General features: G+C 49.7%; 24 protein-coding genes and 5 tRNA genes. 14 read left to right on the forward strand and 15 right to left on the reverse strand.

The window, feature by feature from the left end; translation table 11 throughout:
- The 5 genes from ABIK47_04690 to ABIK47_04710 all read left to right on the forward strand — a co-directional run.
- On the forward strand, window positions 1-1,110 hold a 1,110-nt coding region (locus ABIK47_04690; protein MEO0019923.1), incomplete at its 5' end, for a trypsin-like peptidase domain-containing protein.
- The gene (gene purB, locus ABIK47_04695; GenBank protein ID MEO0019924.1) at window positions 1,107-2,399 is read left to right on the forward strand and encodes an adenylosuccinate lyase; all 1,293 of its coding nucleotides are present in this window, start codon (window positions 1,107-1,109) and stop codon (window positions 2,397-2,399) included. The genes ABIK47_04690 and purB, both read left to right, overlap by 4 nt.
- Window positions 2,396-3,595, forward strand: a complete 1,200-nt coding sequence (locus ABIK47_04700; GenBank protein ID MEO0019925.1) for an acyl-CoA dehydrogenase family protein — start codon at window positions 2,396-2,398, stop codon at window positions 3,593-3,595. Before purB ends, ABIK47_04700 begins: the two co-directional genes overlap by 4 nt.
- A gap of 11 nt (window positions 3,596-3,606) precedes the next feature.
- Window positions 3,607-3,792, forward strand: coding sequence for a hypothetical protein (locus tag ABIK47_04705; protein ID MEO0019926.1), 186 nt, complete (start codon window positions 3,607-3,609; stop codon window positions 3,790-3,792).
- Window positions 3,793-3,807: 15 nt separating this feature from the next.
- Window positions 3,808-4,914, forward strand: coding sequence for a DUF362 domain-containing protein (locus tag ABIK47_04710; GenBank protein ID MEO0019927.1), 1,107 nt, complete (start codon window positions 3,808-3,810; stop codon window positions 4,912-4,914).
- 227 nt (window positions 4,915-5,141) lie between these two features.
- Here the strand turns inward: ABIK47_04710 and uvrB are convergent, their stop codons facing one another.
- Window positions 5,142-7,166: an excinuclease ABC subunit UvrB gene (gene uvrB, locus ABIK47_04715; protein MEO0019928.1), complete on the reverse strand. Its 2,025-nt coding sequence runs from the start codon at window positions 7,164-7,166 to the stop codon at window positions 5,142-5,144.
- 114 nt (window positions 7,167-7,280) lie between these two features.
- On the opposite strand from uvrB, the gene iorA reads away from it, so the two are divergent.
- On the forward strand, window positions 7,281-8,999 hold the full coding sequence (iorA, locus tag ABIK47_04720; protein ID MEO0019929.1) for an indolepyruvate ferredoxin oxidoreductase subunit alpha: 1,719 nt from the start codon (window positions 7,281-7,283) through the stop codon (window positions 8,997-8,999).
- Window positions 8,996-9,592, forward strand: coding sequence for an indolepyruvate oxidoreductase subunit beta (locus ABIK47_04725; GenBank protein ID MEO0019930.1), 597 nt, complete (start codon window positions 8,996-8,998; stop codon window positions 9,590-9,592). Before iorA ends, ABIK47_04725 begins: the two co-directional genes overlap by 4 nt.
- A gap of 7 nt (window positions 9,593-9,599) precedes the next feature.
- On the opposite strand, the gene ABIK47_04730 is transcribed toward ABIK47_04725, so the two are convergent.
- The 11 genes from ABIK47_04730 to ABIK47_04780 form a co-directional block, all read right to left on the reverse strand.
- Window positions 9,600-10,658, reverse strand: a complete 1,059-nt coding sequence (locus ABIK47_04730) for a site-2 protease family protein (GenBank protein MEO0019931.1) — start codon at window positions 10,656-10,658, stop codon at window positions 9,600-9,602.
- Window positions 10,659-10,682: 24 nt separating this feature from the next.
- Window positions 10,683-11,720 (reverse strand): hydrogenase expression/formation protein HypE, encoded by a 1,038-nt coding sequence (gene hypE / locus ABIK47_04735; GenBank protein MEO0019932.1) that lies wholly within the window; start codon window positions 11,718-11,720, stop codon window positions 10,683-10,685.
- Complete coding sequence (hypD, locus tag ABIK47_04740; protein MEO0019933.1) at window positions 11,710-12,804, reverse strand: hydrogenase formation protein HypD; 1,095 nt, start codon at window positions 12,802-12,804, stop codon at window positions 11,710-11,712. The genes hypE and hypD overlap by 11 nt, the downstream gene beginning before the upstream one ends.
- 564 nt (window positions 12,805-13,368) lie before the next feature.
- Entirely contained in the window at window positions 13,369-14,118 is a 750-nt protein-coding gene (locus tag ABIK47_04745) for a hypothetical protein (protein ID MEO0019934.1), read from the reverse strand.
- Window positions 14,119-14,221: 103 nt separating this feature from the next.
- Complete coding sequence (locus ABIK47_04750) at window positions 14,222-14,722, reverse strand: hypothetical protein (GenBank protein ID MEO0019935.1); 501 nt, start codon at window positions 14,720-14,722, stop codon at window positions 14,222-14,224.
- A gap of 16 nt (window positions 14,723-14,738) precedes the next feature.
- A tRNA-Lys gene (locus ABIK47_04755) sits at window positions 14,739-14,811 on the reverse strand.
- A 14-nt stretch (window positions 14,812-14,825) separates the two neighbouring features.
- Window positions 14,826-14,911: transfer RNA gene (locus ABIK47_04760), tRNA-Leu, on the reverse strand.
- A gap of 15 nt (window positions 14,912-14,926) precedes the next feature.
- A tRNA-Cys gene (locus ABIK47_04765) sits at window positions 14,927-14,998 on the reverse strand.
- 16 nt (window positions 14,999-15,014) lie between these two features.
- Window positions 15,015-15,087 (reverse strand) — tRNA-Gly (locus ABIK47_04770).
- Window positions 15,088-15,094: 7 nt separating this feature from the next.
- Window positions 15,095-15,167, reverse strand: a tRNA-Glu gene (locus ABIK47_04775).
- Between the two features lie 47 nt (window positions 15,168-15,214).
- Complete coding sequence (locus tag ABIK47_04780) at window positions 15,215-17,038, reverse strand: peptidylprolyl isomerase (protein ID MEO0019936.1); 1,824 nt, start codon at window positions 17,036-17,038, stop codon at window positions 15,215-15,217.
- 168 nt (window positions 17,039-17,206) lie between these two features.
- On the opposite strand from ABIK47_04780, the gene ABIK47_04785 reads away from it, so the two are divergent.
- Window positions 17,207-18,457 carry an aspartate--ammonia ligase gene (locus ABIK47_04785; protein ID MEO0019937.1) on the forward strand — a complete coding sequence of 417 codons (1,251 nt, stop codon included), beginning with the start codon at window positions 17,207-17,209 and terminating at the stop codon, window positions 18,455-18,457.
- A gap of 266 nt (window positions 18,458-18,723) precedes the next feature.
- Here the strand turns inward: ABIK47_04785 and ABIK47_04790 are convergent, their stop codons facing one another.
- Complete coding sequence (locus tag ABIK47_04790) at window positions 18,724-20,040, reverse strand: hypothetical protein (protein ID MEO0019938.1); 1,317 nt, start codon at window positions 20,038-20,040, stop codon at window positions 18,724-18,726.
- A gap of 98 nt (window positions 20,041-20,138) precedes the next feature.
- On the opposite strand from ABIK47_04790, the gene ABIK47_04795 reads away from it, so the two are divergent.
- Genes ABIK47_04795 through acpS form a run of 5 tightly spaced genes read left to right on the forward strand, consistent with a single transcriptional unit; the run spans window position 20,139 to window position 23,772 of the window.
- On the forward strand, window positions 20,139-20,891 hold the full coding sequence (locus tag ABIK47_04795; GenBank protein MEO0019939.1) for a class I SAM-dependent methyltransferase: 753 nt from the start codon (window positions 20,139-20,141) through the stop codon (window positions 20,889-20,891).
- Window positions 20,892-20,932: 41 nt separating this feature from the next.
- On the forward strand, window positions 20,933-22,189 hold the full coding sequence (locus tag ABIK47_04800) for an endonuclease Q family protein (protein MEO0019940.1): 1,257 nt from the start codon (window positions 20,933-20,935) through the stop codon (window positions 22,187-22,189).
- Window positions 22,189-22,698: an HIT domain-containing protein gene (locus tag ABIK47_04805; GenBank protein MEO0019941.1), complete on the forward strand. Its 510-nt coding sequence runs from the start codon at window positions 22,189-22,191 to the stop codon at window positions 22,696-22,698. Before ABIK47_04800 ends, ABIK47_04805 begins: the two co-directional genes overlap by 1 nt.
- A gap of 5 nt (window positions 22,699-22,703) precedes the next feature.
- Window positions 22,704-23,396, forward strand: coding sequence for an HAD-IA family hydrolase (locus ABIK47_04810; protein ID MEO0019942.1), 693 nt, complete (start codon window positions 22,704-22,706; stop codon window positions 23,394-23,396).
- A gap of 4 nt (window positions 23,397-23,400) precedes the next feature.
- Window positions 23,401-23,772, forward strand: a complete 372-nt coding sequence (acpS, locus tag ABIK47_04815; protein ID MEO0019943.1) for a holo-ACP synthase — start codon at window positions 23,401-23,403, stop codon at window positions 23,770-23,772.
- Window positions 23,773-23,777: 5 nt separating this feature from the next.
- Here the strand turns inward: acpS and ABIK47_04820 are convergent, their stop codons facing one another.
- Together ABIK47_04820 and ABIK47_04825 are read right to left on the reverse strand one after the other, a co-directional pair.
- Complete coding sequence (locus ABIK47_04820) at window positions 23,778-25,304, reverse strand: hypothetical protein (protein ID MEO0019944.1); 1,527 nt, start codon at window positions 25,302-25,304, stop codon at window positions 23,778-23,780.
- 142 nt (window positions 25,305-25,446) lie between these two features.
- Entirely contained in the window at window positions 25,447-25,734 is a 288-nt protein-coding gene (locus tag ABIK47_04825) for a hypothetical protein (GenBank protein ID MEO0019945.1), read from the reverse strand.
- A 174-nt stretch (window positions 25,735-25,908) separates the two neighbouring features.
- Here ABIK47_04825 and ABIK47_04830 point away from each other — a divergent pair.
- On the forward strand, window positions 25,909-26,065 hold a 157-nt coding region (locus ABIK47_04830), incomplete at its 3' end, for a toprim domain-containing protein (GenBank protein ID MEO0019946.1).

Consider the following 26,065-nt stretch of genomic DNA (forward strand, 5'->3'; position numbering starts at 1 on the left):
TTGGTATTTTTCCTCTTGTGCCCGCTCGCCTGCGGTGGGTTTTCCTCTCCGCAGAACCCGCGGCCAGCGCCCTCAGTTATAAGTGTTAACACCGAGATTGACCGCTCCCGGACCAATGCGATTGTCCTTGCCGCCCAAAGGGTGAGCCCGGCGGTTGTTTCGGTCATAGTAACCCAGACCCGGATTGTCAGTTATGACCCGTTTGGCTTTTTCGGGTTCGACGACTTCTTCCGCGACTTCTTCCCGCGCCACTCATTCCGGCAGGAGGTGAAGTCAATGGGTTCAGGTGTTATCGTTGACGCCAAGGGGTATGTTGTTACCAACGCCCATGTGGTCAACAACGCCACCAAAATCAAGGTAACCCTGCCTGACAACCGCACCTTTGATGCCGAACTTTTGGCACTGGATTCTGACCGCGACCTCGCACTTTTGAAAATCAGCGGCGAAAACCTGCCGGTCGCACCACTTGGCAACTCTGACGACCTCTTGATTGGCGAGTGGGCAATAGCGATTGGCAACCCGTTCGGATTTCTGATTGAGGATGCCCAGCCAACCGTAACCGTTGGCGTCATCTCGGCTCTGCATAGGGACATCCGTTCCCGTCAAGGCGGTCCGGTATTCACCGATATGATTCAGACCGATGCGGCAATCAATCCGGGAAACTCTGGTGGTCCTTTAGTCAATGCCCTTGGAGAGGTCATCGGCATCAACACCTTCATCTTCTCCCATGCTGGTGGCTCTGAAGGTGTCGGTTTTGCCCGCCCGATAAATGAGGTCAAGCGTTTTATCAGCGAGGCTCTCGGTCAAACCCAGGTAGAATACGAAAGGGTCAGTACCAAAATCGGCGCGGTGATTGCGGACATCAACCCGACACTGCGCAGCCGCTTCGGACTTGCCCATACCAAAGGGGTGGTGGTGATTCAGGTCAATGAGGGCTCAATTGCTGAAAGGATTGGACTCTTACCTGGTGATGTTTTGTTGATTTATCAGGGCAAGGTTGTCTCCTCTGCCCGCAGCCTCAAGGAGCGGCTGGAGCGCTTGGAGGGTAAGATTGACCTGGTGATTGACCGCAAAGGCGAGCAACTTAGAATCCTCTACCAGTTAAGATGAGCACCCGCTATTCCTTTCCGGAAATGTCTGAACTCTGGTCTGAACAGACCAAGTTCTCCTACTGGCTGTTAGTGGAAAAAATTGTGGCGCAGGTGCAAGGAGAGATGGGTATAATCCCCAAAAGTGCGGCAAAAGCAATCCAGAAGGCGAGCTTCAAAATCAAAGAGATTGAGCGGTTTGAAAAGGAGACCGGTCACGATGTCATCGCCTTTACCAAAAGCGTTGCCAAAAGTATCGGTCCTTTTGGCAGATTTGTCCATTACGGTCTTACCTCCTATGATGTAGTGGATACTGCGCTTGCGCTCCGCTGTCTTGCCGGGCTGAAAACCATCCGCACCGCGCTTATGGATTTAAGAAAAACGGTTGTCGGACTTGCCCGACGCTACCAATGGACACCAATGATGGGCAGAACCCATGGTGTCCATGCCGAACCGATTACCTTCGGGCTGAAATGCCTCTCCTGGCTCAGTGAGATTGAGCGCGCCCTCAAGCGGGTTGAAAAGGCAGAGGATGAAATTGGCTACGGTAAGATTTCGGGCACGGTTGGTGCTTATACCCAGTTAGGACCAGAGGTTGAAAAAAGGGTTCTGAAGAGGCTGGGTTTGAAACCTGAACCGGTCTCAACCCAGGTCATTCCCCGTGACCGGCACGCCTATCTCCTCTCTGTCCTTGCCCTGATTAGTAGTGGTCTTGAGCGCATCGCTACCGAAATCAGGAATCTCCAGCGCACCGAGATCAACGAACTGGCTGAACCGTTTGGCAGAACCCAGGCAGGCTCATCAGCGATGCCGCACAAGAAAAACCCCATCATCTGCGAACGCATCTGCTCACTTGCGCGGGTGATTCGGGCATATGCCTTTGCCGCTTTTGAAAACATTCCCCTCTGGCACGAGCGCGACCTCACCAACTCCGCCGCGGAACGCATCATCATCCCGGAATCATTTACCCTCACCCATTACTGCCTGGTCCAGATGAACAGAGTCCTTTCCGGACTGGTGGTTAAACCCGACCAGATGGAGAAAAACCTCAAACTTTCCGGCGAGACCTTTTTCTCCCAGGCGCTACTTTTGGAGCTTGTGAATAAAGGGATGAACCGGAGCAAGGCATATCGGCTTGTCCAACAACTGGCATTTGAAGCAACGAGCACTGGCAAAACATTTACTCTCCTCGCCGAAAAGAGCGAAATGGTGAGAAGATATTTAACCTCCGAGGAATTGAGAAAGGTATTCAATCTCCGCGGACTTTTGAAGAACATTGGCAAGGTTTACCAACGGGTCATACCCCGGTGATTGATTTCACTTTTACCGAAGAACACCTGTTAACCCAGAAACTTGCGCGGGACTTTGCCCGTAATGAGGTTCAACCAAAAGTGAGAGAGAACGACCGCCAGGGTGTGTTTGACCTGAAAATCGCCCGGCGGATGGCTGAACTCGGCCTCTTGGGGCTATCACTGCCTCCTCGTTGGAGCGGCAGCGGGGGCGACTATATCGCCCTTGGACTCGCCTGTGAAGAACTTGAGGCGGTTGACACATCCCTGCGTGTCATCCTCTCGGTTCATATTGGACTCGTTAGCCTCACACTCCTTGCTTGGGGGAATGAGGAACAAAAAGAAAGGTATCTTGTACCTCAGGCAAAGGGTGAAAAGCTGGGCGCCTTTGGTCTTACTGAGCCTGGTGCTGGGTCTGATGTACTCGGGATTCAGGCAAGGGCAAGAAAGGCGGGCGATAACTACATTATCAGTGGTGAGAAGACCTGGATTTCTCTCGCTGATATCGCCGACCACTTCCTGATTTTTGCCTGGACCGACCAAGAGAAAAGAAAAAATAGAGACCATTCTGGCATCAGTTGCTTTATTCTTGAAAGAGGAATGCCCGGACTCACCACCACCACCATTCACGGCAAACTTGGCATTCGCGCGGGCAATACCGGTTCAATTGTAATGGAAGAGGTAGTGGTCCCAAAAAGAAACCTCCTGGGTACAGAAGGCGAGGGGTTCAAGATTGCAATGTTTGCCCTTGACCAGGGACGCTATACTGTCGCTGCTGGCGCCACCGGTTTAGTCCGCGCCTGCCTTGAGGCGGTTGTTGATTACACCCGCAACCGCCACACCTTTGGCAAGCCAATCGCCGAACATCAACTGGTCAAGGAGATGATTGGCGAAATGGCGGTCAACTATCAGGCAGCCCGACTACTCTATCTGCAGGCGGGCTGGCATAAAAATCAGGGCAGAACTGCCACCCGGGCAACATCGGCAGCAAAACTCTTTGCCTGTGAGGCGGCAGAAAGGGCGGCAAGCAACGCCGTGCAAATCTTTGGTGCCTATGGATTTTCTGATGAATATCCGGTTGAGCGCTTCCACCGCAACGCCAAAGGGGCGCAGATTTACGAAGGGACCAGAGAGATTCACAAACTCCTGCAGGCAGACTTCGCCCTGGGTATAAGGGAGGAGAAAACTCTCAGGGTGAATCTGCCCCGACCGGAATGAAAGGAGGCTTGATGCCTGTTGTCTATCTCAAATCCGGTGGCACCGCAGTCTGCGGCGGGTATACGGTAAAGGATGGGGTTGTCAAAATGGTTGATGTTGTGTTCAAGGATGCCGGCTTACCCCAAGGCAAGGAAAAGCAGCCTGAGGCGGTTGTTTCGCTTGCCAATGTCCTTTACATCATTCCCGGACAGGGATAACATGCCTATTCAGTAATGCCGCAGGCGTCGGTCCTTGTTCGCCATATCACTGACCTTAAATCCGCAGTCAATGAGGCGCTGGAGTTTCTTGAATATGAGTTTGCGGGCAAGAAGGTCTGGATTAAACCCAACCTGCTTGCGCCCCATCCCCCTGAAGCCGGTGTCACCACCAACCCTGAACTTGTCCATCAGATTGTTCTTGAACTGAAAAGGCGCAATGCGAAAAAGGTCTGGGTTGGTGATAATCCCGCAGGTACGCACACCGGTTCACTTGAAGATTATCTGAAACCAACCGGTGTTGTTGAAGCAAGTGCAGGCTGTTTTACCAACATCTCGGTCAATCCGGTCAAACTGAAGGTTCGGTCTCGCTTCCTCTCTGAAATCCCGGTCTCAAATATCATCAACGAGGCGGATGTGATTCTCAACCTGCCGGTGTTCAAAACCCATACCCTCACCATCCTTACCGGTGCGATAAAAAACATCTTCGGCATCATCCCGGGCGGACACAAGGCATATCTTCACACCCTTGCTGTTAGTGCGGATGAGTTTGCCGAACTCCTTGTTGACATCTATCAGGCGGTGCCCAGCCCAATTCTGCACATTATGGATGGGATTCGGATTATGGATGGTATCAACGGACCGAGTGGCGGCAGGGTGCGCAAAATGGACTATCTCATTACAGGCAATAACGGTGTTGCCCTTGATGCGGTAATGGCGCTCCTTGCCAATGCAAAACCGGAAAACATCCCTACAACCCGCATCGCGGGTCAAAGGGGCCTTGGTCCAATTAAAAGGGAAGATATAAAAATTGAGGGCGACCTCTCCCCTATCAAAGACTTCCGCCTGCCTGATGCCGGTCTTGCCGCGCTCATCACCCGCCTTTCCAGACCGGTTTACCGGTTTCTTTTGCCCCGTCTCCCGCTTCTTAAAAAATCCCGGTGCATCCGGTGTGGCGAATGCGCCCAAAACTGCCCGGTTCAGGCGATTAAGATGAGCCCCTATCCAGAAATTGACCGCAGAAGGTGCATCCGCTGCTTCTGCTGCTCAGAAATCTGCCCGGAAAGGGCAATGACCATTGCCAGCCACTTGAAAAGTTACTGGTTACGCGCCCTTTCGGGCTAAATCTATTTTAAAATCCTTAGGTTAGTTAAACCTTAGCCCGCCCCTCTCCCATCAAGCAAGAAAAGATGTCAAGTATCCATAAAAGTACACAAATTGCACCAGGGCAGAATTGAGTTATGCATCGCAATTTCGTAACTTATACAAAATTCACCTTTCGTGGGGGTACTATCCCCTCACCAATTTGTGCTTTGGGAAAGGTAAAGGTTAAGGTTAAAATCTTTTGGCTTCTATCTCCTCTTCAGCCTTTTGCACCTCTGCCTTTTCCACTCCTCATCATCAATCCTTTGCCGAATCTCCTTGATTCTGTCCCTGATTCTTGCCGCCTTCTCAAACTCAAGGCTCCTTGCCGCCGCCTCCATCTCCTTGTGCAGACGGGCAAGCAACTCAACCAGGTCCTCACCATTGCTCATTGGCAATTGGTCATCGGCCGTTTCCTCTCTTTTTGCATCCGCCACCGCGGTGGTCTCAAGAACCTGTTCGGTTGATTTCACAATTGAGCGGGGCTCAATCCCGAACCTCTTATTGAACTCAATCTGCTTCTGCCTTCTCCTTTCGGTCTCCTCAAGCGCGTTTCTGATTGAACGGGTGATGTTGTCCGCATAGAGAATCACCTCACCCCGGACATTTCGTGCCGCCCTGCCTGCGGTCTGAATCAAGGAGCGGGCATCACGCAGAAAACCCTCCTTATCAGCATCCAGGACCGCCACCAACGAAACCTCAGGCAAATCCAGCCCCTCACGCAGAAGGTTGATGCCCACCAAAACATCAAAATCACCCAAACGCAGACCGCGCAGAATCTCCACCCTTTCCAAAGGCTCAATCTCAGAATGGAGATACCTGACTTTTATTCCCATCTCGGTCAGATACTCAGCCAGATCCTCAGCCATCCGCTTTGTCAAGGTTGTTACCAACACCCTTTCCTTCCTCTCCACCCGCTGACGAATCTCATTTATCAGGTCATCAACCTGATTTTTCGTCGGTCTCACCGTCATCTTCGGGTCAACCAGTCCGGTCGGGCGGACAATCAGCTCGGCAACCCTTTCCTGACTCTGAAGGAGTTCGTAATCCCCTGGTGTTGCCGAAGTAAAAACCACCTGATTGATCAAGGTTTCAAACTCGTCAAACCGCAAAGGTCGGTTATCAAGACAGGAGGGCAGCCTGAACCCGTAATCAACCAACACCTGCTTTCTTGACCGGTCACCATTGAACATACCCTGAATCTGGGGAATCGTCACATGGGACTCATCAATTATCATCAGGTAATCTGCCGGAAAGTAGTCCAAGAGGCAGTAAGGTCTCTCCCCTGGCGCCTTACCCAAAAAATGGCGGGAATAGTTCTCAATCCCCGGGCAGTATCCAAACTCCCTGATCATCTCCAGATCAAACCTTGTCCTTGTCTTTAACCGCTGCGCCTCCAGAATCTTGCCCTGAGCCTCAAGTTCGGCAACCCTTTGCCGCAACTCCTCCTCAATTGACTCCAGCGCCCTTTCTATCCGCTCCTCATTGGTGACAAAATGCCTTGCCGGATAAACAACCACCCTCTCCCTCCGTTCAATCAAATCACCGGTAAGGATGTCAAAGATGCTCAAACGCGCCACCCGGTCCTGTTCAAACTCTATCCTCACCCCGTAATCACGGTGGGAAGGATGGACTTCTATCACATCGCCCCGAACCCGGAATGTTGAACGCTTCAGTTCCAGGTCATTTCTGGTGTACTGCAGTTTCACCAGTTGTTCCAAAAGACCATCCCGGTCAAGGTCGGCATTCAGTTCAATCGGGAAAAGCGCCTCCTTGAACTCCCAGGGCTCACCCAAATTATAGATACAGGACACCGAGGCAACCACAATCACATCCCTGCGCTCAATCAGGCTGGATGTTGCCCGTAACCTCAGCCTTTCAATCTCCTCATTGATTGAGGCATCCTTCTCAATGTAAAGGTCATGCTCGGGCACATATGCCTCTGGCTGATAATAGTCATAATAGGAGATGAAATACTCCACCGCATTTTCCGGAAAGAACTGCTTGAACTCGCCATAAAGCTGCGCCGCCAGGGTCTTGTTATGGGAAATGACAATTGTTGGTCGGTTCAGCCGCGCAATCACCGCTGCCATCACAAAGGTCTTGCCCGAACCGGTCACCCCCAAAAGCGTGGAAAACTTCTCGCCTGACCGAATAAAATCAACCAGGCGCTCAATCGCCTCTGGCTGGTCACCAGCAGGCTTAAAAGGGGCCCTTAACCGGAACTGGCTCATAGTTTAAAGTTTATAGTTTCTGGTTCACAGTTCAACCAAGAATCAAGGACTAATTATTTGACATCTTGACTTTCATTCAGTAGATTTGAAAAATCAAACCCGAGACTATTAACTATGAATAAACAGCTCCTCTCTGGCGATGAAGCGGTTGCCCGCGGTGCCTGGGAAGCGGGCTGTGAGGTTGCTGCCGCCTATCCCGGGACACCTTCAACCGAAATCCTTGAAAACCTCGCCACCTATCCTGATGTCTATTGTGAATGGTCGGTAAATGAGAAGGTGGCACTTGAGGTAGCGCTTGGTGCTTGCCTCGCTGGCGTGCGCAGCCTCGCAGCGATGAAGCATGTCGGTTTGAATGTTGCTGCCGACCCGCTTTTTTCTGCCGCCTATATTGGTGTCCGCGCCGGACTGGTGATTGTCACCGCTGATGACCCGGGTCTGCACTCATCCCAGAATGAACAGGACAACCGCTTTTACGGACTCTTTGCCAAACTGCCGGTCCTCTGTCCTTCAGACAGTCAGGAGGCAAAGGATTTTGTCAAAATCGGTTTTGAAATCTCGGAAGAGTTTGACATCCCGGTCCTGTTAAGGCTCACCACCCGTGTCGCCCATTCCAGTTCAGTAGTAACTTTGAATGAACGCGCCCCAAAACCTCCTCAGGGGTATGAAAAACAGCTCCAGAAAACCACCCTACTCCCGGCATTTGCCCGTGTCCGGCACATTGACCTTGAAAACCGCCTGGACCGGCTCAAGGCATATTCAGAAAACACCCCACTTAACCGCTGGGAATTAAATAATACCGACATCGGTATCATCTGTGATGGTGTTGCCTATCAGTATGCCCGTGAGGTGTTTCCTGATGCCTCATTTCTCAAACTGGGGATGGTCTATCCCTTTCCTGAAGAAATGGTGCGCAATTTTGCTGAAAGGATAAAGGAACTGATAGTTGTTGAAGAGGTTGACCCCTTCATTGAACTTCAAATCCGCGCCCTTGGTCTAAAACCAATCGGCAAGGACAGGCTACCAAGAACCGGGGAACTTAACCCTCGAATCGTCCGCGAGTCGTTATTGGGTTCTACCACTAAAGTCACACCAGAACCAAACATTCCCAATCGTCCGCCAGCGCTCTGTCCTGGCTGTCCTCATCTTGGTCTCTTCTATTCTCTGCAGAAACAGAAGGTAATCATCGCTGGTGACATCGGCTGCTATACCCTTGGTGCCCTACCCCCGCACAGTGCAATGGACACCTGCATTGATATGGGCGCATCAATCACCTTTGCCCATGGTGCTGACAAGGCGCTCTCAGCAAATGACCCCCGTCCGCGGTTAGCGGTAATTGGGGACTCAACATTCTTCCATTCTGGCATCACCGGTTTGATAAACACCGTCTACAACCAGTCAAATGTCATCACTATCATCACCGACAACCGCACCACCGGCATGACCGGACACCAGAACCACCCTGGCACCGGCAAAACCCTGATGGACAAAGAAACCAAGGTGATCGACCTTGAAAAACTTTGCCGTGCCTGTGGTGTGGAAAATGTTATCAAGGTTGACCCCTATCGGTTACAGGAAACCAAGAAGACCATCCGCAAGGTTATTGCGGAAAAAAAGCCCGCGGTTATCATCTCGCAGCGTCAGTGCGCCTTACTGGCAGGCAAACAGGGACGGACAAAGAAGGTTGACCCAGAAAAGTGCATCGGCTGCAAATCCTGCCTTGCCCTCGGCTGCCCCGCCCTATCCTATGCCAATGAAAAGGCGGTTATCATTGAAACCAGTTGTAGCGGCTGCGGGATGTGTGTTGAAATCTGCCCAAAGGAGGCAATAGGATGAACCTCCTTGTCTGCGGCGTTGGTGGTCAGGGTGTTCTCCTCTTCTCTGACATCCTTGCCCGCTTGGCAATGGCCGCTGGTCTTGATGTCAAAAAAAGTGAGGTTCATGGGATGGCCCAGCGGGGTGGCAGCGTCACCAGCCACATCCGCTGGTCAAAAAAGGTTTATTCACCATTGATTGAAGAGGGAACCGCAGACATCATTGTTGCCTTTGAACAACTGGAGGCATTGCGCTATATCCATTTCCTCTCCACAGCTGGACTGTTGATTTACGATCCGCTCCGGATTGACCCCCTACCTGTCCAGATTGGACTGGTGGAGAAAATGCCCGACGAGGTTCTCCAGGAAAGAATAGCCGCCCGGGCTGCGTTAAACCGAGCGATACCGGCATTTGCTGCCGCCTGCGACCTTGGCAACCCGCGCGTTCAGAACACGGTGATGCTTGGTGCCATCTCCCATTTCCTTGAATTTCCCCTCTCATTTTACGAGCAGGTTATCAACCAGTTAGTTAAACCTCAGTTTGTTGAAATCAACCTCAAGGCGTTTGCGACCGGTCGCGCGCTCCTGAAGGAAAACCTGCCGGCAAAAAAGTAATTTTACCTTACAATCTGGCACCGGGAAATGGTGCGGGCGTGAATGAAAGCACCATGACCAAAAGCGCCAAAACCGCCAGTAAAATATCGGTTTTTGTCAATGGGGTAATATTGTCAAGTGGTGGTGGATGCTTGAGCCCGAACGCGGTTGCCAGAAAAGCCCAGAATGGCCAGCCAAGCCAGAAGAAACCCATCAGCAAAAGTCCGGCGATGATAAATATGGTAAAAAAACGGTAGCGCCTGCCCAAAAATGCATAGGCAATGTGTCCACCATCAAGCTGCCCCACCGGCAAAAGGTTCAGGGCGGTGACAAACATCCCGAGCCAGCCGGCAAAAGCCAAGGGATGCAAAACCACATCAAAACCCGGTGGCACCTTGTGGAATATCCTTGAAATAAACTCAAAGATTAATGGTGTTCCCAGGCTCAGCAAATGCGAATCTGGTGGGATAGGTTTCACCTTTGACAGCGCCAGACCCAAAACCGAAACCGGAATCGCCACCAAAAAGCCAACAAGTGGTCCGGCAGCACCAACCCGCACCAGCGCGCTTCTGGTCGGAACAGGCGAGCGAATCTTGATAAATGCGCCCATCGTTCCAGTCAATGGATGGGGCACCGGCAGAAAATAGGGTGGGGTGGCATCAACACCATAGCGTCTGGCGGTAAGATAGTGTGCCAGTTCATGACTGCCAAGAATCAGGATGATCCCGAGTGAGAACGGAATTCCACTCAAAAGATTGAGCGGACTGGCAAGCGGATTTTTCCCGGCATGCAGGGTGCCAACAAAAAGTGTTGTTAAAACTGTTGCCATAAGTAAAATGATATTTACCCAGATGCGCACCGGTTTTGTCCTGGGTGCATAACCATAGGTAACAATATGACCATCACCCTCCTTCTCAAAGAAGGCAATCGCACCGGTTCGGGCAAATACCCGTTTCAACTCGTCGATATTTTCAATCACCGGTTCATAAATCCTTCCCCAGATTTTATTTCCCCTGATAGCCTCAATCGCCATATACCGGCTCACCTCGCTGAAATCAACCGGCTGCTCAACTATATTTTCTTCCATCTATTATAAGACCACGAAAAACCCTTAACAGATTCTTGGCAACTGTTCCCCCTCAAGCATCAATAGCCGGCGCAATGAACCCAATCTGGTCCTGAGCCAAACCCCTGCCGGCTCTTTCACCACCTCACCAATCACCCTTGCCTTTCTTCCCTCTGGATAACGGCGCATCGCCTTTAATATCTTTTCCACTGTTTCCCTTGCGCAAACAACAACCACCTTGCCTTCATTTGCCATATAAAGCGGGTCAAGTCCAAGCAGGTCCGCCACACCCCTAACCCCCTCTGGTACCGGCAAACTCTCCTCCTCAATCACAAAACCCAACCCGCTCCTATCCGCAAACTCGTTTAAGGTTGTTGCCAGACCCCCTCTGGTCGGGTCACGCATCAATTTTATTCCCCCGCAATCAAGCACCGCTGCAATCAGCCGGTTTAAAGGTGCACAGTCGCTTTTCAGCCTTGCCCGTAGCCGGTAATCACCCCGCGCGAGCGCAATCGCCGCCTCATGCTCACCCAAACCGCCGTTGATAACTATTCTATCGCCTGCCCGGACAAACTCCACTCCCAACCTTACCTGCCTGCGAATGCCGATACCGCTCGTATTGATGTAAATCTCCTCCTCGCCCGCCTCAATCACCTTGGTATCACCGGTAACAATCTCAACCCCTGCCCTTTTTGCGGTCCGGGCAACTGAAGCGCAGATTTTCTCCAGCGTCGCCAACTTAACCCCCTCGCGCAAAACAAAGGCAAGGGAAATGTATTTCGGCTCTGCACCCAGAACCGCCAAATCATTCACCGTTCCACTTATCGCCAGTTTACCGATATCACCCCCGGAAAAGAAAAGCGGCTTCACCACATAGGAGTCGGTGGTAAAACAGAGATTTTTCCCATTCAGGCTTAAAACCGCGGCATCCTCAAGCCTCTCAAGCACCTTATTGCCAAAATACTTAAGAAAAATGTTCTTTATCAGCCGGTGCATCTTCATCCCACCTGCACCATGGGCAAGGACAATCTTTTCCTCCTTCAGCCCAGCAGGAAAACTGGGCGGATAAAATTTACCTTTCATATTTATAATATGCCGCGCAGGCACCTTCAGAAGAGACCATACACGGACCAAAAGGTCTTGCCGGTGTGCAGACACGGGCAAATAAGGGGCAATCGGTCGGAATTAATACCCCCAGCATCACCTCACCACACCTGCAATTTTTCCTCTGTTCATTTTTCCGATGCCGAGTTTTAAAACCATTAAATTTCTCATCAAACCGCTTGCGTGCATCAAACCGCTGAAACCCCTCCCTGAATTTTAGACCGGATTTTTTTATCAACCCGATCCCCCGCCAACCGGCATCCACTCTGCGAAAAACCCTTCTCATCAACCGCTGCGCGTGGAGATTGCCCTCTGGTCTTACACTCCGCTGATACTGAATCGCCACCTCAGGCTTATTCGCAATCTGATTCAAAAGGATGTAAATCCCGCCAAGAATATCGGTTGCCTCAAAACCGGTGATACAGCAGGGCAGATGATATCGCCTGACAAGAAATGAATAGGGCTTTGAACCGATAATGGTAGAGACATGCCCGGGCAGAATAAACCCGTCAATATTTATCTGTTTTGAAGAGGCGATATAATCAAGTGCCGGTGGAATCAACTTAAACATCGGCAAAACCGAAAAGTTCTTTATCCCCTGCCTCTTTGCCGCAATCACCGCTGCTGCCACTGTTGGTGCGGTCGTCTCAAAACCAACACCCAAAAAGACAAACTCCCTTTCTGGCTCTGCTGCTGCCATCTTCAGCCCGTCAAGAGGCGAATAGACCACCCGCACATCCGCACCCCGTGCCTTTGCCTCCAAAAGTGAGCCCGAGGAACCCGTCACCCTCATCATATCGCCAAATGTCAATATGGTAATGTTATCAACACCCGCAAGAAATGTCGCCTCATCAACCTCATCATCGGTCGTAACACAAACCGGACACCCAGGACCGGAAACAAGCCTCAACCGCTGGTCAACCGCCTTTCTTATTCCAGAACTGGAGATTGCCATCGTATGGGTTCCGCAAACCTCCATCAGATTGATTTTCTCCCTGTTTGCGCACAGCCTCGCCACCATCTCATTCACCCGCTTTAAGAGCACCTGTTCTGAACGCTTCACCCCTGGATTATAAATTATCCCGCTGACAGGTCAAAATAAGACAGTGGTAATTTCATTCGCCTCTTAAGCCCATCAAAAAAGATTGAACAGCAGAGCCATTCTCAGTAAAAGGGAACCGAGAAAACTAACGCCCCGAAAACGACACAAAAACAGCCTCAACCATCAAACCCCTTTGCAATTTCACAACCATCACCTCCCTTGTGTTTCCCCTAACCTTAACTGGCGCTCCGAAAAGAAAACGAGGAACTGAACCCCGATTACAACCTGAACCCATTCCACCAGAGACTCTCACATCCTATCCAGAAAACCTAATAACCCGGGGTAGTGGTGGGGGGAACGAACCCTTTCAAAGAAAAACCAAGAGCCATCAACTCGCCAACCCTTTGCCAGTATGTGAGTTAGCAAATCGCCTCCTTAAAATCCGCAGACTTGTGCGTTAATGTTTTGGGCTCTAAATGGATATAGGCTATATGGAGTACATCGCTAAAATTTATTAGGACGCTTATCGCTGATAATAAATAATGCTGGTTACAACCTAGTCCTAATGGTGTGCCAATTTCTCCTTTAAGAGTGCTGGTTTAATATTTGTTCAATAAGTCCTGCTATCGCTTGTATATTTTGATTACTTACTCTATTTAAAAACCAAGTAATTAGCAAGTGCGTTCTCCCGTTATTTGTAACAATTTCCTCTACCGTTATTTCCTGACTTCCATTTCCTCCAAATTGGTATACTTCATTGGGATTAACCTCACACCCAGCAATCGCACGAATAAAATCATCGCGGTATGTTATACCCGTAGCAAGCACGACCTTTGGGTGGTAGTCATTGACTAAATCCCTAATAAATGGGAAGCGATACATACGGCACCAGTTGTAATAAGCTTTTCTTTCCAATCCCGTTATCTCCCGATGGCGGTTTATCCAAGATTTGGCTCTTGGTTTCTTAAGCAGAAACAGATTAAATTTAAAACAATCGCCGTTTTGAGTGTAAAGATGATTCTTCATATAGTCTTTCCAATCAGCGCAATGTCGTTCTGGCCCGAAGATATGGAAAAGGAGTTTGGCTATCTTTTTATCAAGTCCGAATCCTCTTCCATCAATTTCTTCTCTATGATCTTCAATAAATTGTGTGTTCCAGCAGGGAATTTTCTGTTCATTTTGAATGTAGTAATATGGCCATTCACTTTCAACTGGGTTGTTATTTAGTTCTCCGCCCCATTCAATACCACAAATCCAAAGTCGGGCATCTAAGTTGCCCCCATCCATTCCTGAAAAACCGACAGCCCATTGGGCAAATTTAGGTTTTACACACATAATTTTTCCTCCTTTTTACTCAAATAGTACTACTATTACTTTTCTGTCAATATCCATCACCCAATTTTAAAATAAGTGCAGTAGAAAAAGAGTGGTGAAATCATCATTTATCCTGGCGTGATGTCTCCCGCCTGATTATCTCCATCACCCTTTGAGGATTTTTTGTTGAGAAAACAAACTCCCGGAATTTTCCTTTGGTTAAAGAAAGGACCAGCCGCGGGCTTTCTATCACATTATATACCAGACGCCAGTTCCCGCCGACCCTCGCAATGCGGATTCCCCAGCCGCCATAGGCAAACATTGAGGCATCGTCAATCTGCCACTCCTGGATATTGTGGAAGGGAATCCTCTTCCTGAAAACCCCATAGGAAACAACAACCGCTGCCGGCGTGATAACAATCCGCAGGGTGCTGAAGTTAATCGTCAGGGCAAGAAAAAGGAAAAACAGCAGAAGCAAAAACCAGTTTGGAGCCGGGCGCCCGCACATCACCCCGCCAAGATTCTGATAAAGAAAGGCAAAAAGGAACCCGAGCGTAGTAATGCTTGCAATCGCCAAAGTCCACTTGGAAACTATTCTCTCTTGATAAAGTTTATCTGGGGTCATTGCATCTCCAGTATTATGGGCCGTGCAGGATTCGAACCTGCGGCCACCGGGTTAAAAACCAGGTGCTCTGCCAACTGAGCTAACGGCCCGCAATCTAAAAACCTGCCGAGGGCCGGAGTCGAACCGGCACGACCCTAACGGGTCAAGGGATTTTAAGTCCCTTGCGTCTGCCATTTCCGCCACCCCGGCTTTAGCCTCGTCAAAAGGCGGCACGGGGATTTGCACCCCGGAATTGCGGTTTTGCAGACCGCTGCCTTGCTACTTGGCTATGCCGCCAGGTTTTGAGAACAAAAGCGGGAGACGGGATTTGAACCCGCGACCCCCACCTTGGCAAGGTGATGCTCTACCAGCTGAGCTACTCCCGCATTTTTATGGCCCCAACCGGAGTCGAACCGGTGCCTTCACCTTGAAAGAGTGATGTCCTAAACCGCTAGACGATGGGGCCCGCGCAACCATCGTCGCCTTAAATATAACCATCAAAACCGCCCGCTGTCAATAACCTCGGCTCAGGCGCCAGTCCCTTATCTCCGGCTGTTCAGTAACCTTCTCCCATAAATCCCGGAATACATTCTGCTGCTTCTGGTCAATATATTTTTCCGCAGTCAAAACCGGGGGTTCGCTCGGGCGCTTATTGTCGCAGCGGATGATATAGGCGCCCCAGTTGGTCTCAATCGGTCCGGTTGTCTGACCGGGCTCAAGTGCCAGTGCCGCACCCACAAACTCAGCCCCGCGCCGGCCGCGCAACCCATAATCATGAAGTCCGTTGACTTCCTCGTGAATCAACTCCACACCCGGATTTTCCGCAGCGACCTGCTCAATGGTCTTTCCTGACCTGATTGCCTGCATTGCCGCCTGTGCCTTTTCCTCCCAAAGTTTCCGCTCCCTTTCCTGACGATAGCGCCAGCTGATTGCATCCTTGACCTCCTCAAATGCGCGTGGCTTCACCGGAATTATCTTGTCCAGTTTGAACACATAAAAGCCATAAGGTCCTCGCATCGGCACATCCATAACAGCGCCCGGTTTTGCCTCTGCCGCCCATTCAATCAGTTGCCCGGAATTGTAAATCTGCACCCCCCAACTCAACCTCTTTTTGCCCAGAACCCTTGCCGGTGTTGGTGCCACCATCAGATTCATCCTTGTTGCCACCGATTCAAAATCGGCGCTACCTGCCTGGTCAATAAACTCCCGCACCTGGTCAAGCAGCGCAATCTCCCTGGTATCATCGGGCTTGATGCGGGTGCGAATCCGCCTGACCCAGAAGGTGTCATTGCGGATACTGTCAAGCATAATTATCTGCCAGCCGTTACCGGTGGCAAGCGGTTTGGTGAACTGACCTGGCTTGAGCCGGCGCACAACCGATTCGGTTGCGGGAAAGAATTGACCGAGAGTAAAGGGAACAGCAACGGTGTCGGGCTCATAATCACCAATCATCAGCCCTGCCATCTCAAAACTGTCTCTCAGGCTGGTGGGGTCAGCCGCAACGATTCGGCGATAGGCATCCTCAATCCGTTCCCTTGCCGCCTGTGAATCCTGGGAGGTGATGGTGAGCGGAAAATAGACAAACTTGAGCTCCCTGATTTCCTCCTTGGGCTGAAACTCCTTGAAGTGCTGGCGATAATAGGCGCGCATCTCGGCTTCAGTCGGCTCAATCTTTCTCTCCTCCTCACTTAGCGATGCCGGCCCAAAGTAGAGGGCGGTGACCGTGGCAACCGTATTTATCTGCGCCAGCATATCGTTTACCTCATTCTGGGAAAACAGCATCGCCCCGGCAACATACATCTGCAGTTTCTGGAAGCGCAACTGCTCATAAATATCCCGGGCATACTGGGAGAAAAAAGGGCGATTCTCGGGGTTGCGAATCATCTCATAATATTTGGATGTATCAAACTTGCCTTCGGTTATCAGGTTGGGGTTGTTTTTCAGTTGCTCAGGTGGCATATGGAGCACAATCCATTCCAGTTCACCATCGGTGATATCAATCCTCGTCTCCTTGAGAATCTTGTTCCAGGTCAACTCGGTCTGGAGGTATTCCCAGGCAAGGTTGTCAATCTTACTCTCATCCTCGTTGGTGAAGTCACGATAGAGGCTGTCACGCCGGTAGCGTTGGGCAATGAACTCCCGAATCTGACGATATTCATCCACGCTGATACGGTGCTCCCCAATCTGACCGACAACACCTGGTGGCGCTCGCCGCGGACCTGCCCTCTCCCGCGAACGCACAAGGGTCCACACCTCGCTCAAGAGGAAGCCAGCAATAAATGCCGCGGCAACAATGAACATTACAACTTTCACACGCTTGCGCAATGTACTGAGCATAAATATATCATACCAACAATTATACTCAAGGTCAATATAAACTTTGTCCCCAATTCCCGGGTTAAATTGTTGTTTCTTGACTATTCAGAGCAAACTGGCTAATCTTAATTTATTAACAATCTTTAATCTGAGCGAGAAGGTAAAAGTTCAATAAAAAGGAGAAATTATATGATGAAGAAAAAGCAGAAAAAAATGGCTAAAAAGGTAGCAAAAAGGAAAAGCGTCAAAAAGACGCCGAAGCGGGCGGCGCCGAAAAGAAGAAAAACCACGATTAAGGCGCCAACGCTATTGGATAAAAAAAGGGCGGACCTGGCTGGTCCAGGTGTAGGAACCTATGAAGAGGTGGAAAGGGTTCTACCCAAAGACTACCAGCCGATACTGAACAATATGGAGACGATGAAGGCGCTTTATGCGGTTAAGCGCTATATTGAGGATGGTCTCGCACGGGAGTTGAATCTGCAGATGGTCCAGGTGCCTCTGATTGTTGAGCGGGAAAGCGGTATGAACGACAACCTCGACCGCGACGGGTCAAGGACCCCGGTTGAATTTCCCTGCGGACTGGGAATTTCACCACGCATCAACGCCCAGATTGTTCAAGCCGCAACAAAATGGAAGCGGTGGGCACTCAAACAGTTTGGCTGTAAGGTGGGTGAGGGTATCAATACCGATATGCGGGCGGTCCGCAAGGACTACTTCCTTGACCACGACCATTCCGCCTATGTTGACCAGTGGGACTGGGAGCTGGTGATAAGACCTGAAGACCGTAACCTTGATTTTTTAAAGTCGGTCGTAAAGAAAATCTGGAAGGTTATCACCGGTGCCGAGGAGTATGTGCAGGAACTTTATCCCCAGCTCAAAGACCCCCGCTATCCCAATCTGCCTAAGGAACTCCATTTCATCCATGCCGAGGAGATCTTAGAGATGTACCCCGACCTCCCCCGCAAGCAGCGGGAAACAAGACTGCTCCAAGAGGTGGCGCCTGCGGTCTTCATCATCGGCATCGGCTACCCGCTTAAGGACGGTCTCCCCCATGAGATGCGGGCAGCAGACTATGACGACTGGATCACCGACACCTCCCACTGGACCGGAAAAGAGACCCACGGCTTGAACGGCGATATCTTGGTCTGGAACCACCTTACCAAGCGCCGGCACGAACTGTCCTCAATGGGTATCCGGGTGACCAAGGAGACCCTGAAACTACAACTGGAGATGGCAGGTCAACTCGACCGGCTATCGCTTCCTTATCACCGGATGATTATGAATGACGAACTTCCGCTCTCAATTGGCGGTGGCATCGGACAGGGAAGGACATATATGCTTTTGTTGCGCAAGGCACATCTCGGCGAGGTAACGGTAACGGTTTGGCCCAAACAGCTCCACGAAATCTGCGAGAAGCACAACATCTTCGTTCTTAAGTAATAGGAATAAACAGGGAATTAATGGTGAGGGTCACGGGAGGTCCAGTTACAAGGCAATTATGTTGACCGAGCCGATTTTGGCGTACCGGACCTCCGTGCCCTCCAGATATTAGACTACCACAAAAACCAAAAGAGTTCAAGTATTTTCTTTTAGCAAAATTTATTATGCTAATAGCATTTAAGCCCTTAATTTTGAAGTACTTATCATTAAAACCCTTTTTAAATGGGGGATACCTCCCTCCACCATCCCGGGAGGGGCTGGCTTATTTAAGGGATAAAAACAGCCCTTTTCCACCACCGGCAATTGCCGGCTTTTAGTTCAATATTATAGACACCAGCGGTCAAAGGAGAAAAACTAAGGGTGTGCAAGCCTGATTCAAGCCAGCCGGAAAACAGGCTTTTTACCATCCTGCCTGAGGCATCAAACACCATAACTTCAACCGCTCCAGGCTCATTTACCGTAAATGAGATACGGCACTCACCCCTTCCCAATGTGGGAGCAAGCTCAAATCGCTCCTGAAGGTTGGTTTTGCTAATCCGGTCGATACCAACCCCGTTACAGGTGTGGACAGGCATCGACTCAACCGCGTAGTTGCCAAAAACATCACTCGCGCGCACAATCACCCAGTATTCACCGTCACCAACCAGACCGGTCGCCCATTTACCCAATGAGTCTGTTGCCTCAATGATTGAATCGCCATCGGTGTTGGTCAAAATAAAGTAATACTCTCTGCGGGAGTAGTCTCCGCGGGAGTTGCAGGTGTTGTCATCCTTATAAACCACATTGACCAGACTGCCAATGAGAATATTTGAGAATTGAACCGAAACTGTCCAAGGAACAACAATCAGTCCATCACTCCGCCGAATCATATATTCAAGTTGATAAGGTGCGAGCCGGTCCCAGATGGTGCTACCGGTGGTAAAGCCGGTTTTGTCGTACACCCGGGCGATGATGTCAACATCGCCAACAAGGGAGTCGGGATGGAGATAGCGGTTGTTCTGGTTGTTTCGGCAGAAGGCAAAGCGCCAGTTTAAGCGCGCGTTTTCAAAGACCGGTGGAACGGTGTCGGTATTTGGTTCAAGAAGGCAAAGCGGGTTCTGGATAAACCACCAGGTTGGGTTGGGAAACCGTTGCCAGGTGGCGCCGGTGTCAGAGATGCGGGCGAAATGGAGATGGTCAAACGATGAGTCAACAGGCCAGGGAACCAGATAGCCGATGGTATCACCCTCCCAAACCTCATCACCGATGCTTTTGTGCGGCAGACCGGTGTCAATATGGGCGTAGAGCCAGCCCTCTGCCCTGCCGGTGAAAGTCAAAGGCGAATCGCAGACCGCGATGCGGTAATGGAGACCCGCCTGAATTGTGCCCCATGCCTTCACCCAGCCATGACTAACCGAGAGAACCGGCACATTGGAGGTGTCCGGTGTAATGATGTCAATACCGTTATGAAAATATGCACCGCCGCCATAGTCCTGAAATTCGCCCCAGTTGTTACCCAAAGGATGAACCTGATTAACCGGTGGAATGGGCCAGACGATTGCAAAAGCAATATTGGCGACTGCAATTACGGTGAGGGTGCGCATAGAAAATTTTACCTTAATAGGCACTAATGTCAAAATTAAATAAACCTACATCACATTTTTATTGGACAATGGGGCTTGGGGTATTAATATAAAAATATATGTATGCACCATTTACCCGTTTTGCCCGTTTCTATGACAGATTTATGCAGCGCTATGTCGATTACCCCGATTGGGTAAACTATGTTTTAAAAATATTTAGGCGCTTCAAGGTTGAACCGAAAACCATTCTTGACCTCGCCTGTGGGACCGGAATTCCCACGGTGATATTGGCAGAACAGGGGTTTCGCGTTATCGGTGTTGACCGGTCCAAAGAGATGCTGGCAATACTATTGGATAAAAAAGGCGACCTGCCGATTGAGGTGCTTTGTACTGATATCAGAGACTTTACACTTGACCAGCCGGTGGATGCGGCAATCTGCCTTTACGACAGCATTAACTACCTCTTAACCGAACAGGACCTTGAGCGCTGTTTCCACTGCGTTGCGAAGGCGCTTGTCCCTTCCGGTCTTTTTGTCTTTGATATGAATACGGTTTACGGGCTGGAAAGGCACTGGGGAACAAGAACAGTCACCCGGGAAACACCGGAACTGGTCTCCATCTGGCAGAGCCGTTACGACCATGAGACCAGAATCTCCCAACTCCACCTTGTCTTCTGGGAGAAAATGGCAGATGGTTCTTTGGGCGAAAAGCACGAAGAGGTCCACGAGGAACGGGCGTATACTCAAAAGGAGGTGCGGCAGGCATTAAAAAGCGCCGGTTTTGATGAAATTCACTTTTATCATCATGGCGGTTTTCTGCCGGTTGGTCCTTTGACAACAAGGATGATGGTGGTGGCAAAAAAGAGGCTGTAGTGAGGAATTTGAAATTCAAGAAAAAAAGGATAGAATAGCCTATGCGTTTCATCGCCGATTTACACATCCATTCAAAATTCTCCCGGGCAACAAGCCAGGATATGGAAATCCCCGCAATTGCCAAAGCGGCAAAACAGAAGGGAATAAAACTGATGGCGACCGGCGATTTCACCCATCCAGAGTATTTTGCCTCATTGAAAAGGTATCTCAAGCCCGCAGGCAACGGTCTTTATGTTTATGAGGACACCTATTTCATTGTCAATACCGAGGTGAACAACATCTATTCGGCTGGAGGCAGGCTGCGCCGGATTCACAATATGATTTTTGCCCCGAGCTTTGAAAGCGCACAAAGAATTACCGAGATGTTAGGTAAATACGGCAAACTGGATGCGGACGGCAGACCCTCCCTAAGTCTATCAAGTTATGACCTGGTGGCACGACTATTGGAGATTGAACCCAAGGCTTTTGTCGTCCCCGCGCATATCTGGACACCCTGGTTTTCCCTTTACGGTGCCAATTCCGGCTTTGACTCCTTTGAGGAGTGTTTTGGCGACCTTTCGGATGAGGTCTTTGCGGTTGAGACCGGGCTTTCCTCTGACCCGCCGATGAACTGGCGCCTTTCGGCTTTGGATAAAAAAACGCTCATCTCCAACTCTGATGCCCATTCGCCAAGCCGGCTGGGCAGGGAGGCAAATGTTTTTAACTGTGAACTGAGTTACGATGAGATTCGGCAGGTGCTCAAAACAAAGGACAAGGATAAATTTCTTTTTACCATTGAGTTCTTTCCCGAAGAGGGCAAGTATCACTATGACGGGCACCGGCAGTGCGGGGTAAGGCTCTCACCAGCACAGTCGATAATCTCTGGTGACATCTGCCCGGTTTGCGGCAGGCGCCTGACCGTAGGGGTCTTGCACCGGGTTGAAAAACTTGCCGACCGCAAACCAGAAGAGGTGCCCAAGGATATGATTCCGTTTAAACACCTGGTGCCCTTAGAGGAGATAATCGCTGAGGCTTTAGGCGTGGGGCGAGATACTGGGGCGGTCAATAAAAAGTATGAGGAGATGATAAAAGGGCTGGGCAGCGAATTTGAGATTCTGATGGATGTTCCTGTAAGTGAGATTGCCCGTTTTGGAGAAAGGATTGCTCAGGGAGTAGAACTGATGCGCAAAGGCGAGATCATCATTGAACCGGGTTATGACGGGGTTTTCGGTGTTGTCCGGGTATTTTCCGATTCGAATAAAAAACAGGTGGCTGCTCCTGAGGCGGAAAAGGGGCAACAGCTCAGGCTTTTCGGCTGATGAAAAAACTCTGGGCACCCTGGCGGGCAGAATACCTTCACTGCATCGGAAGTAGTAAGGGTGAGAAGCGATGCCTCTTCTGTGTTTTGAAGAAAGGCAAACAGGATAGAGAAAACCTGATTCTTTATCGGGGAAGGCTGGGTTTTGTGGTGATGAACAGGTTTCCATATAACAGTGGCCATCTAATGATTGCACCATTCCGCCATACCGCCAATCTCGAAGGGTTAACCACGGCAGAGGTAGCGGAGATTTTTCAGTTGATGCAGAAAAGCATCCGGATCCTGAAGCAGGAATTCAAACCCCAAGGGTTCAATATTGGCGCCAACCTTGGTACGGTTGCCGGTGCCGGTGTTGCCGGTCATATTCACTTCCATATCGTTCCCCGCTGGCAGGGTGATACCAACTTTATGCCACTCCTTGCCGAAACAAAGGTGGTGAGTGAGCATCTCCAAACCACCTATGAGCGCCTGGTAAGACATTTCACGAAAATGTACAAAAGAGGAAAATAGCGGTGGTGAAGGCGGTCGTTTTTGATGTTGACAACACCCTAGTTGATTTCAACAAATGGAAGGATGCGGCGGTTGAGGCGGCGGTGATGGCGATGATTGACGCCGGGCTGGATTTGACACCGGCTGCGGCAAAGAAAAAGGTCTACGAGATTTATGAGGAAAAGGGGATTGAGTATCAGGAGGTTTTTAACGACTTCCTCAAGGAGATTTTGGGCTACATTGACTACCGGATTTTGGCAAGCGGAATAATTGCCTATCGCCGGGCACGCGAAGGTGCGCTGGTGCCATATCCCCATGTCCATCTCGCCTTGCTCAAGCTCTTCCGGATGGGATTAAAACTGGCGGTTGTTTCTGATGCCCCAAGGCTACAGGTGTGGATGAGGTTGGTTTCGCTCAATGTCGAGCGCTTCTTTGATGTGGTCGTTACCTTTGATGATACCGGAAAGCGAAAACCGGCAAGGGAGCCATTTGCCAAGGTGTTAGAACTTTTACAGATTGCACCTGCAGAGGCGGTGATGGTTGGTGACTGGGCAGAGAGGGACATTATCGGCGCAAAGGAGTTGGGGATGATAACCGTTTTTGCCCGCTACGGTGACAGTTTTGGCACAAAGAATTCTGGTGCCGATTATGAGATTAATGACATCCTGGAAATTGTGCCTTTGATTGAAAAATTGAACCAAGCCCAACAGCCTATCTAAAGTAATGGCAGTTTTTGGTATCGGTATTGATTTGGTAGAGGTGAAACGCATCAGAGAGGCGATGGAGAGTTATGGCGAGCGGTTTAAAAAAAGGGTTTTTACACCCAGAGAAATTGAGTTTTGTGAAGGTCTTACTGATAAATACCCGTCCTATGCTGCCCGTTTTGCCGCCAAGGAGGCGTTTTCCAAAGCATTAGGAACTGGGCTCCGTGGAAAAATCTCCTGGCAGGAAATTGAGATCTGTGATAATGAGCGCACCCGACCAACTATTAAAGTATCGGGCAAAGCAGCAGAGATTTTAAAAGATCGAAAGGTTCATTTGAGCCTCAGCCACATTGCCCACTACGCCGCCGCGGTGGTAGTGATTGAAAAATAAATTTATTAACGCTGGTCAATCTCCTTGTGGATTTTTACGACAATTTTCTGTACTTTCTTTAACGGAAAGGCGGTGAGAAACGCCTTGACGCCTGGTCCTGTTTCTTTTATCAAAATGTTTATTAGTTGGGCTGAGGTTAACGTTTTAATAGATGCGGCACTTTGAATGAACTTAGCTACCGCCGAATCTCCATACTGGTGGTGGATTTCCCACCAGAATGCCAGAAATATCGCCTGAGCGAATAACCACTCTGTTTCAGAACGAGGCACCCACTCAATGATATTAACCACTTGCTCTGGCGAAGTGCGAAAAAGAGTATCCAGCAACTGCCAGTAAGAAGGCTCATAGAGGATGGCTTCTGATGGCAACATTCCTTTCTGTTTCAGTTCCATTAAATAACGGCATCGCCAATAACTAGGAAGACCATTGAAAAGCCATAGCGCAAGCCCTTCCTCAGGCACTCCCAACGCCTCAAAGAGGGAATTTTTCGTCAACCTCCAGAAGTTGTCGATATAAATTTCCTTACGCCACACATTTGAGGGATATGCAAAAAGGTGATAACGAACCGTATCCCGCACTATTTCTGTCTCTTTAAGGAGGTAAGAGCGGGATGGTGAATCAAGGAGTATAACTCCCCAAGGGATAGGGAAAATCGGAAGTTTTGTTCGGATATACTCCTGTTGCCCAACCACTACCGCCAGCACACTATCAACTAAAGAAGCATTCGTTCGCTTATAAAGTACCGCAGCTATGCCTGCAAATCGCCTAGAGAAATCATCCGGATCAATAACCTCTGGTTCGAACCCAGGAGTGAGCTGGCCATACAGTTTAAGTTTAATAACAAGTGGCTTGCCATTTCGCTTCGCAGAAATCTCAGGGTCGGCATCAATCATCTCATAATTCACCTTCATTTGAATATTTCCCGAACTGTCCGCGGGGATTGTATCAATGTGAGTTTTATAATCTAAGATAAGGAGACCTCCTGGAGCCGGGTTATTACTACTGTCAAGAAGTATTACCTGAAACTGAACTCCGATGAGGCGCTCTCTCGTAAAGAGACCGGTTTCTGTCAGTCCTTTTAAGATTTCGCTCAGGTGATGTCGGGGAGAGGAGGCGTCATTTATCGAGTGGTCCTTTGACTCGGTTGATTCCGCAAGCAAGAATCTTGAATTCAGCAGATTACCCTCCTTTTCCGCTACAATTTTGGGATTACCCTCAATCATCTTTTCGGAAACTTTAAGGCGAAGCCGACCCAAACTGTCTGCCTGAAATGTATCTGCGTAGTTACCATAAGCAAATATTAAAAGCGCATAAGGCACCGATTTTTGCCCACTGTCGGATATCGTGATATCCATCACGTAATTCGTCAGGCGCTTTCGATCCACCTTTCCTAAACGCACAAGGGGACCCACAATATCCTCAAAGTGAAGGTATGGGCTTTTTGCTTGGGTGACGGTTTTTATTTTTATACCAACGCACTCCGAACCCAGGAGGCAAAAAACCATTATCCCCACTCGCAACCATCTTAACATCCTTGTTCCTCCCTTAGTAGGAGGGGCTCGTCTTGAAGCCGCTTTATCCGTTTACACAACCTCAATCTCAATGTCAAAAGTTAATGTAGTTTCGCAACCCGATACATGTTGAATACTAAAGGTAAATTTAAACCTAATTCTGTCAACTGGATATTCCCCCTTTGGAGGGATCAGCGATATCGGCTTTGCATACATAGTTTCTCTCAAGAGCGGTAGCGAGGGCATTCCCCCATATGTCAGAACCAGTTACACCTGTTATATGTTCCACTACAGCAGGGAGAAGATCGAAGTAAGTAGTAAAGAATGTGGGGACACTCACGCGGAGAAGTGAAATTACCTCGGCTTTGAATGAATTGTTGATTGCGCAATCATCCAAAAGTTGCTGAAAATTCTTAGTGTTCAGCACACCATAGGTGCTATTGTTAGCCATTTCTGCCTCCTTTTATTATATATTATTTACAACCAGAGCCTATTCTCTGATTTCAGACTAATTATAATACGCTCTCTCTCTCTTGTCAAGCAGAAAATTATTTCTGAATTAGGATTTCTTGATAGAGACCTCCTTTTTGACATTTTGGAGATGTTTTATATCCTTTCAAACTGAATGGGTAATAAAAAAGAGCTTTTAATCGTGGAGTCGCCGACAAAGGCGCATACCATCAGCCGCCTGCTTAAGGGTAAACTCAAGGTGCTCTCCTCGCGCGGACATATCACCGACTTGCCCAAGTCAAGGCTGGGGGTTGATATTGAAAACGGATTCG

This window comes from candidate division WOR-3 bacterium (assembly GCA_039801245.1).
GTDB lineage: Bacteria > Hydrothermota > Tepidihabitantia > Tepidihabitantales > Tepidihabitantaceae > JAOABP01.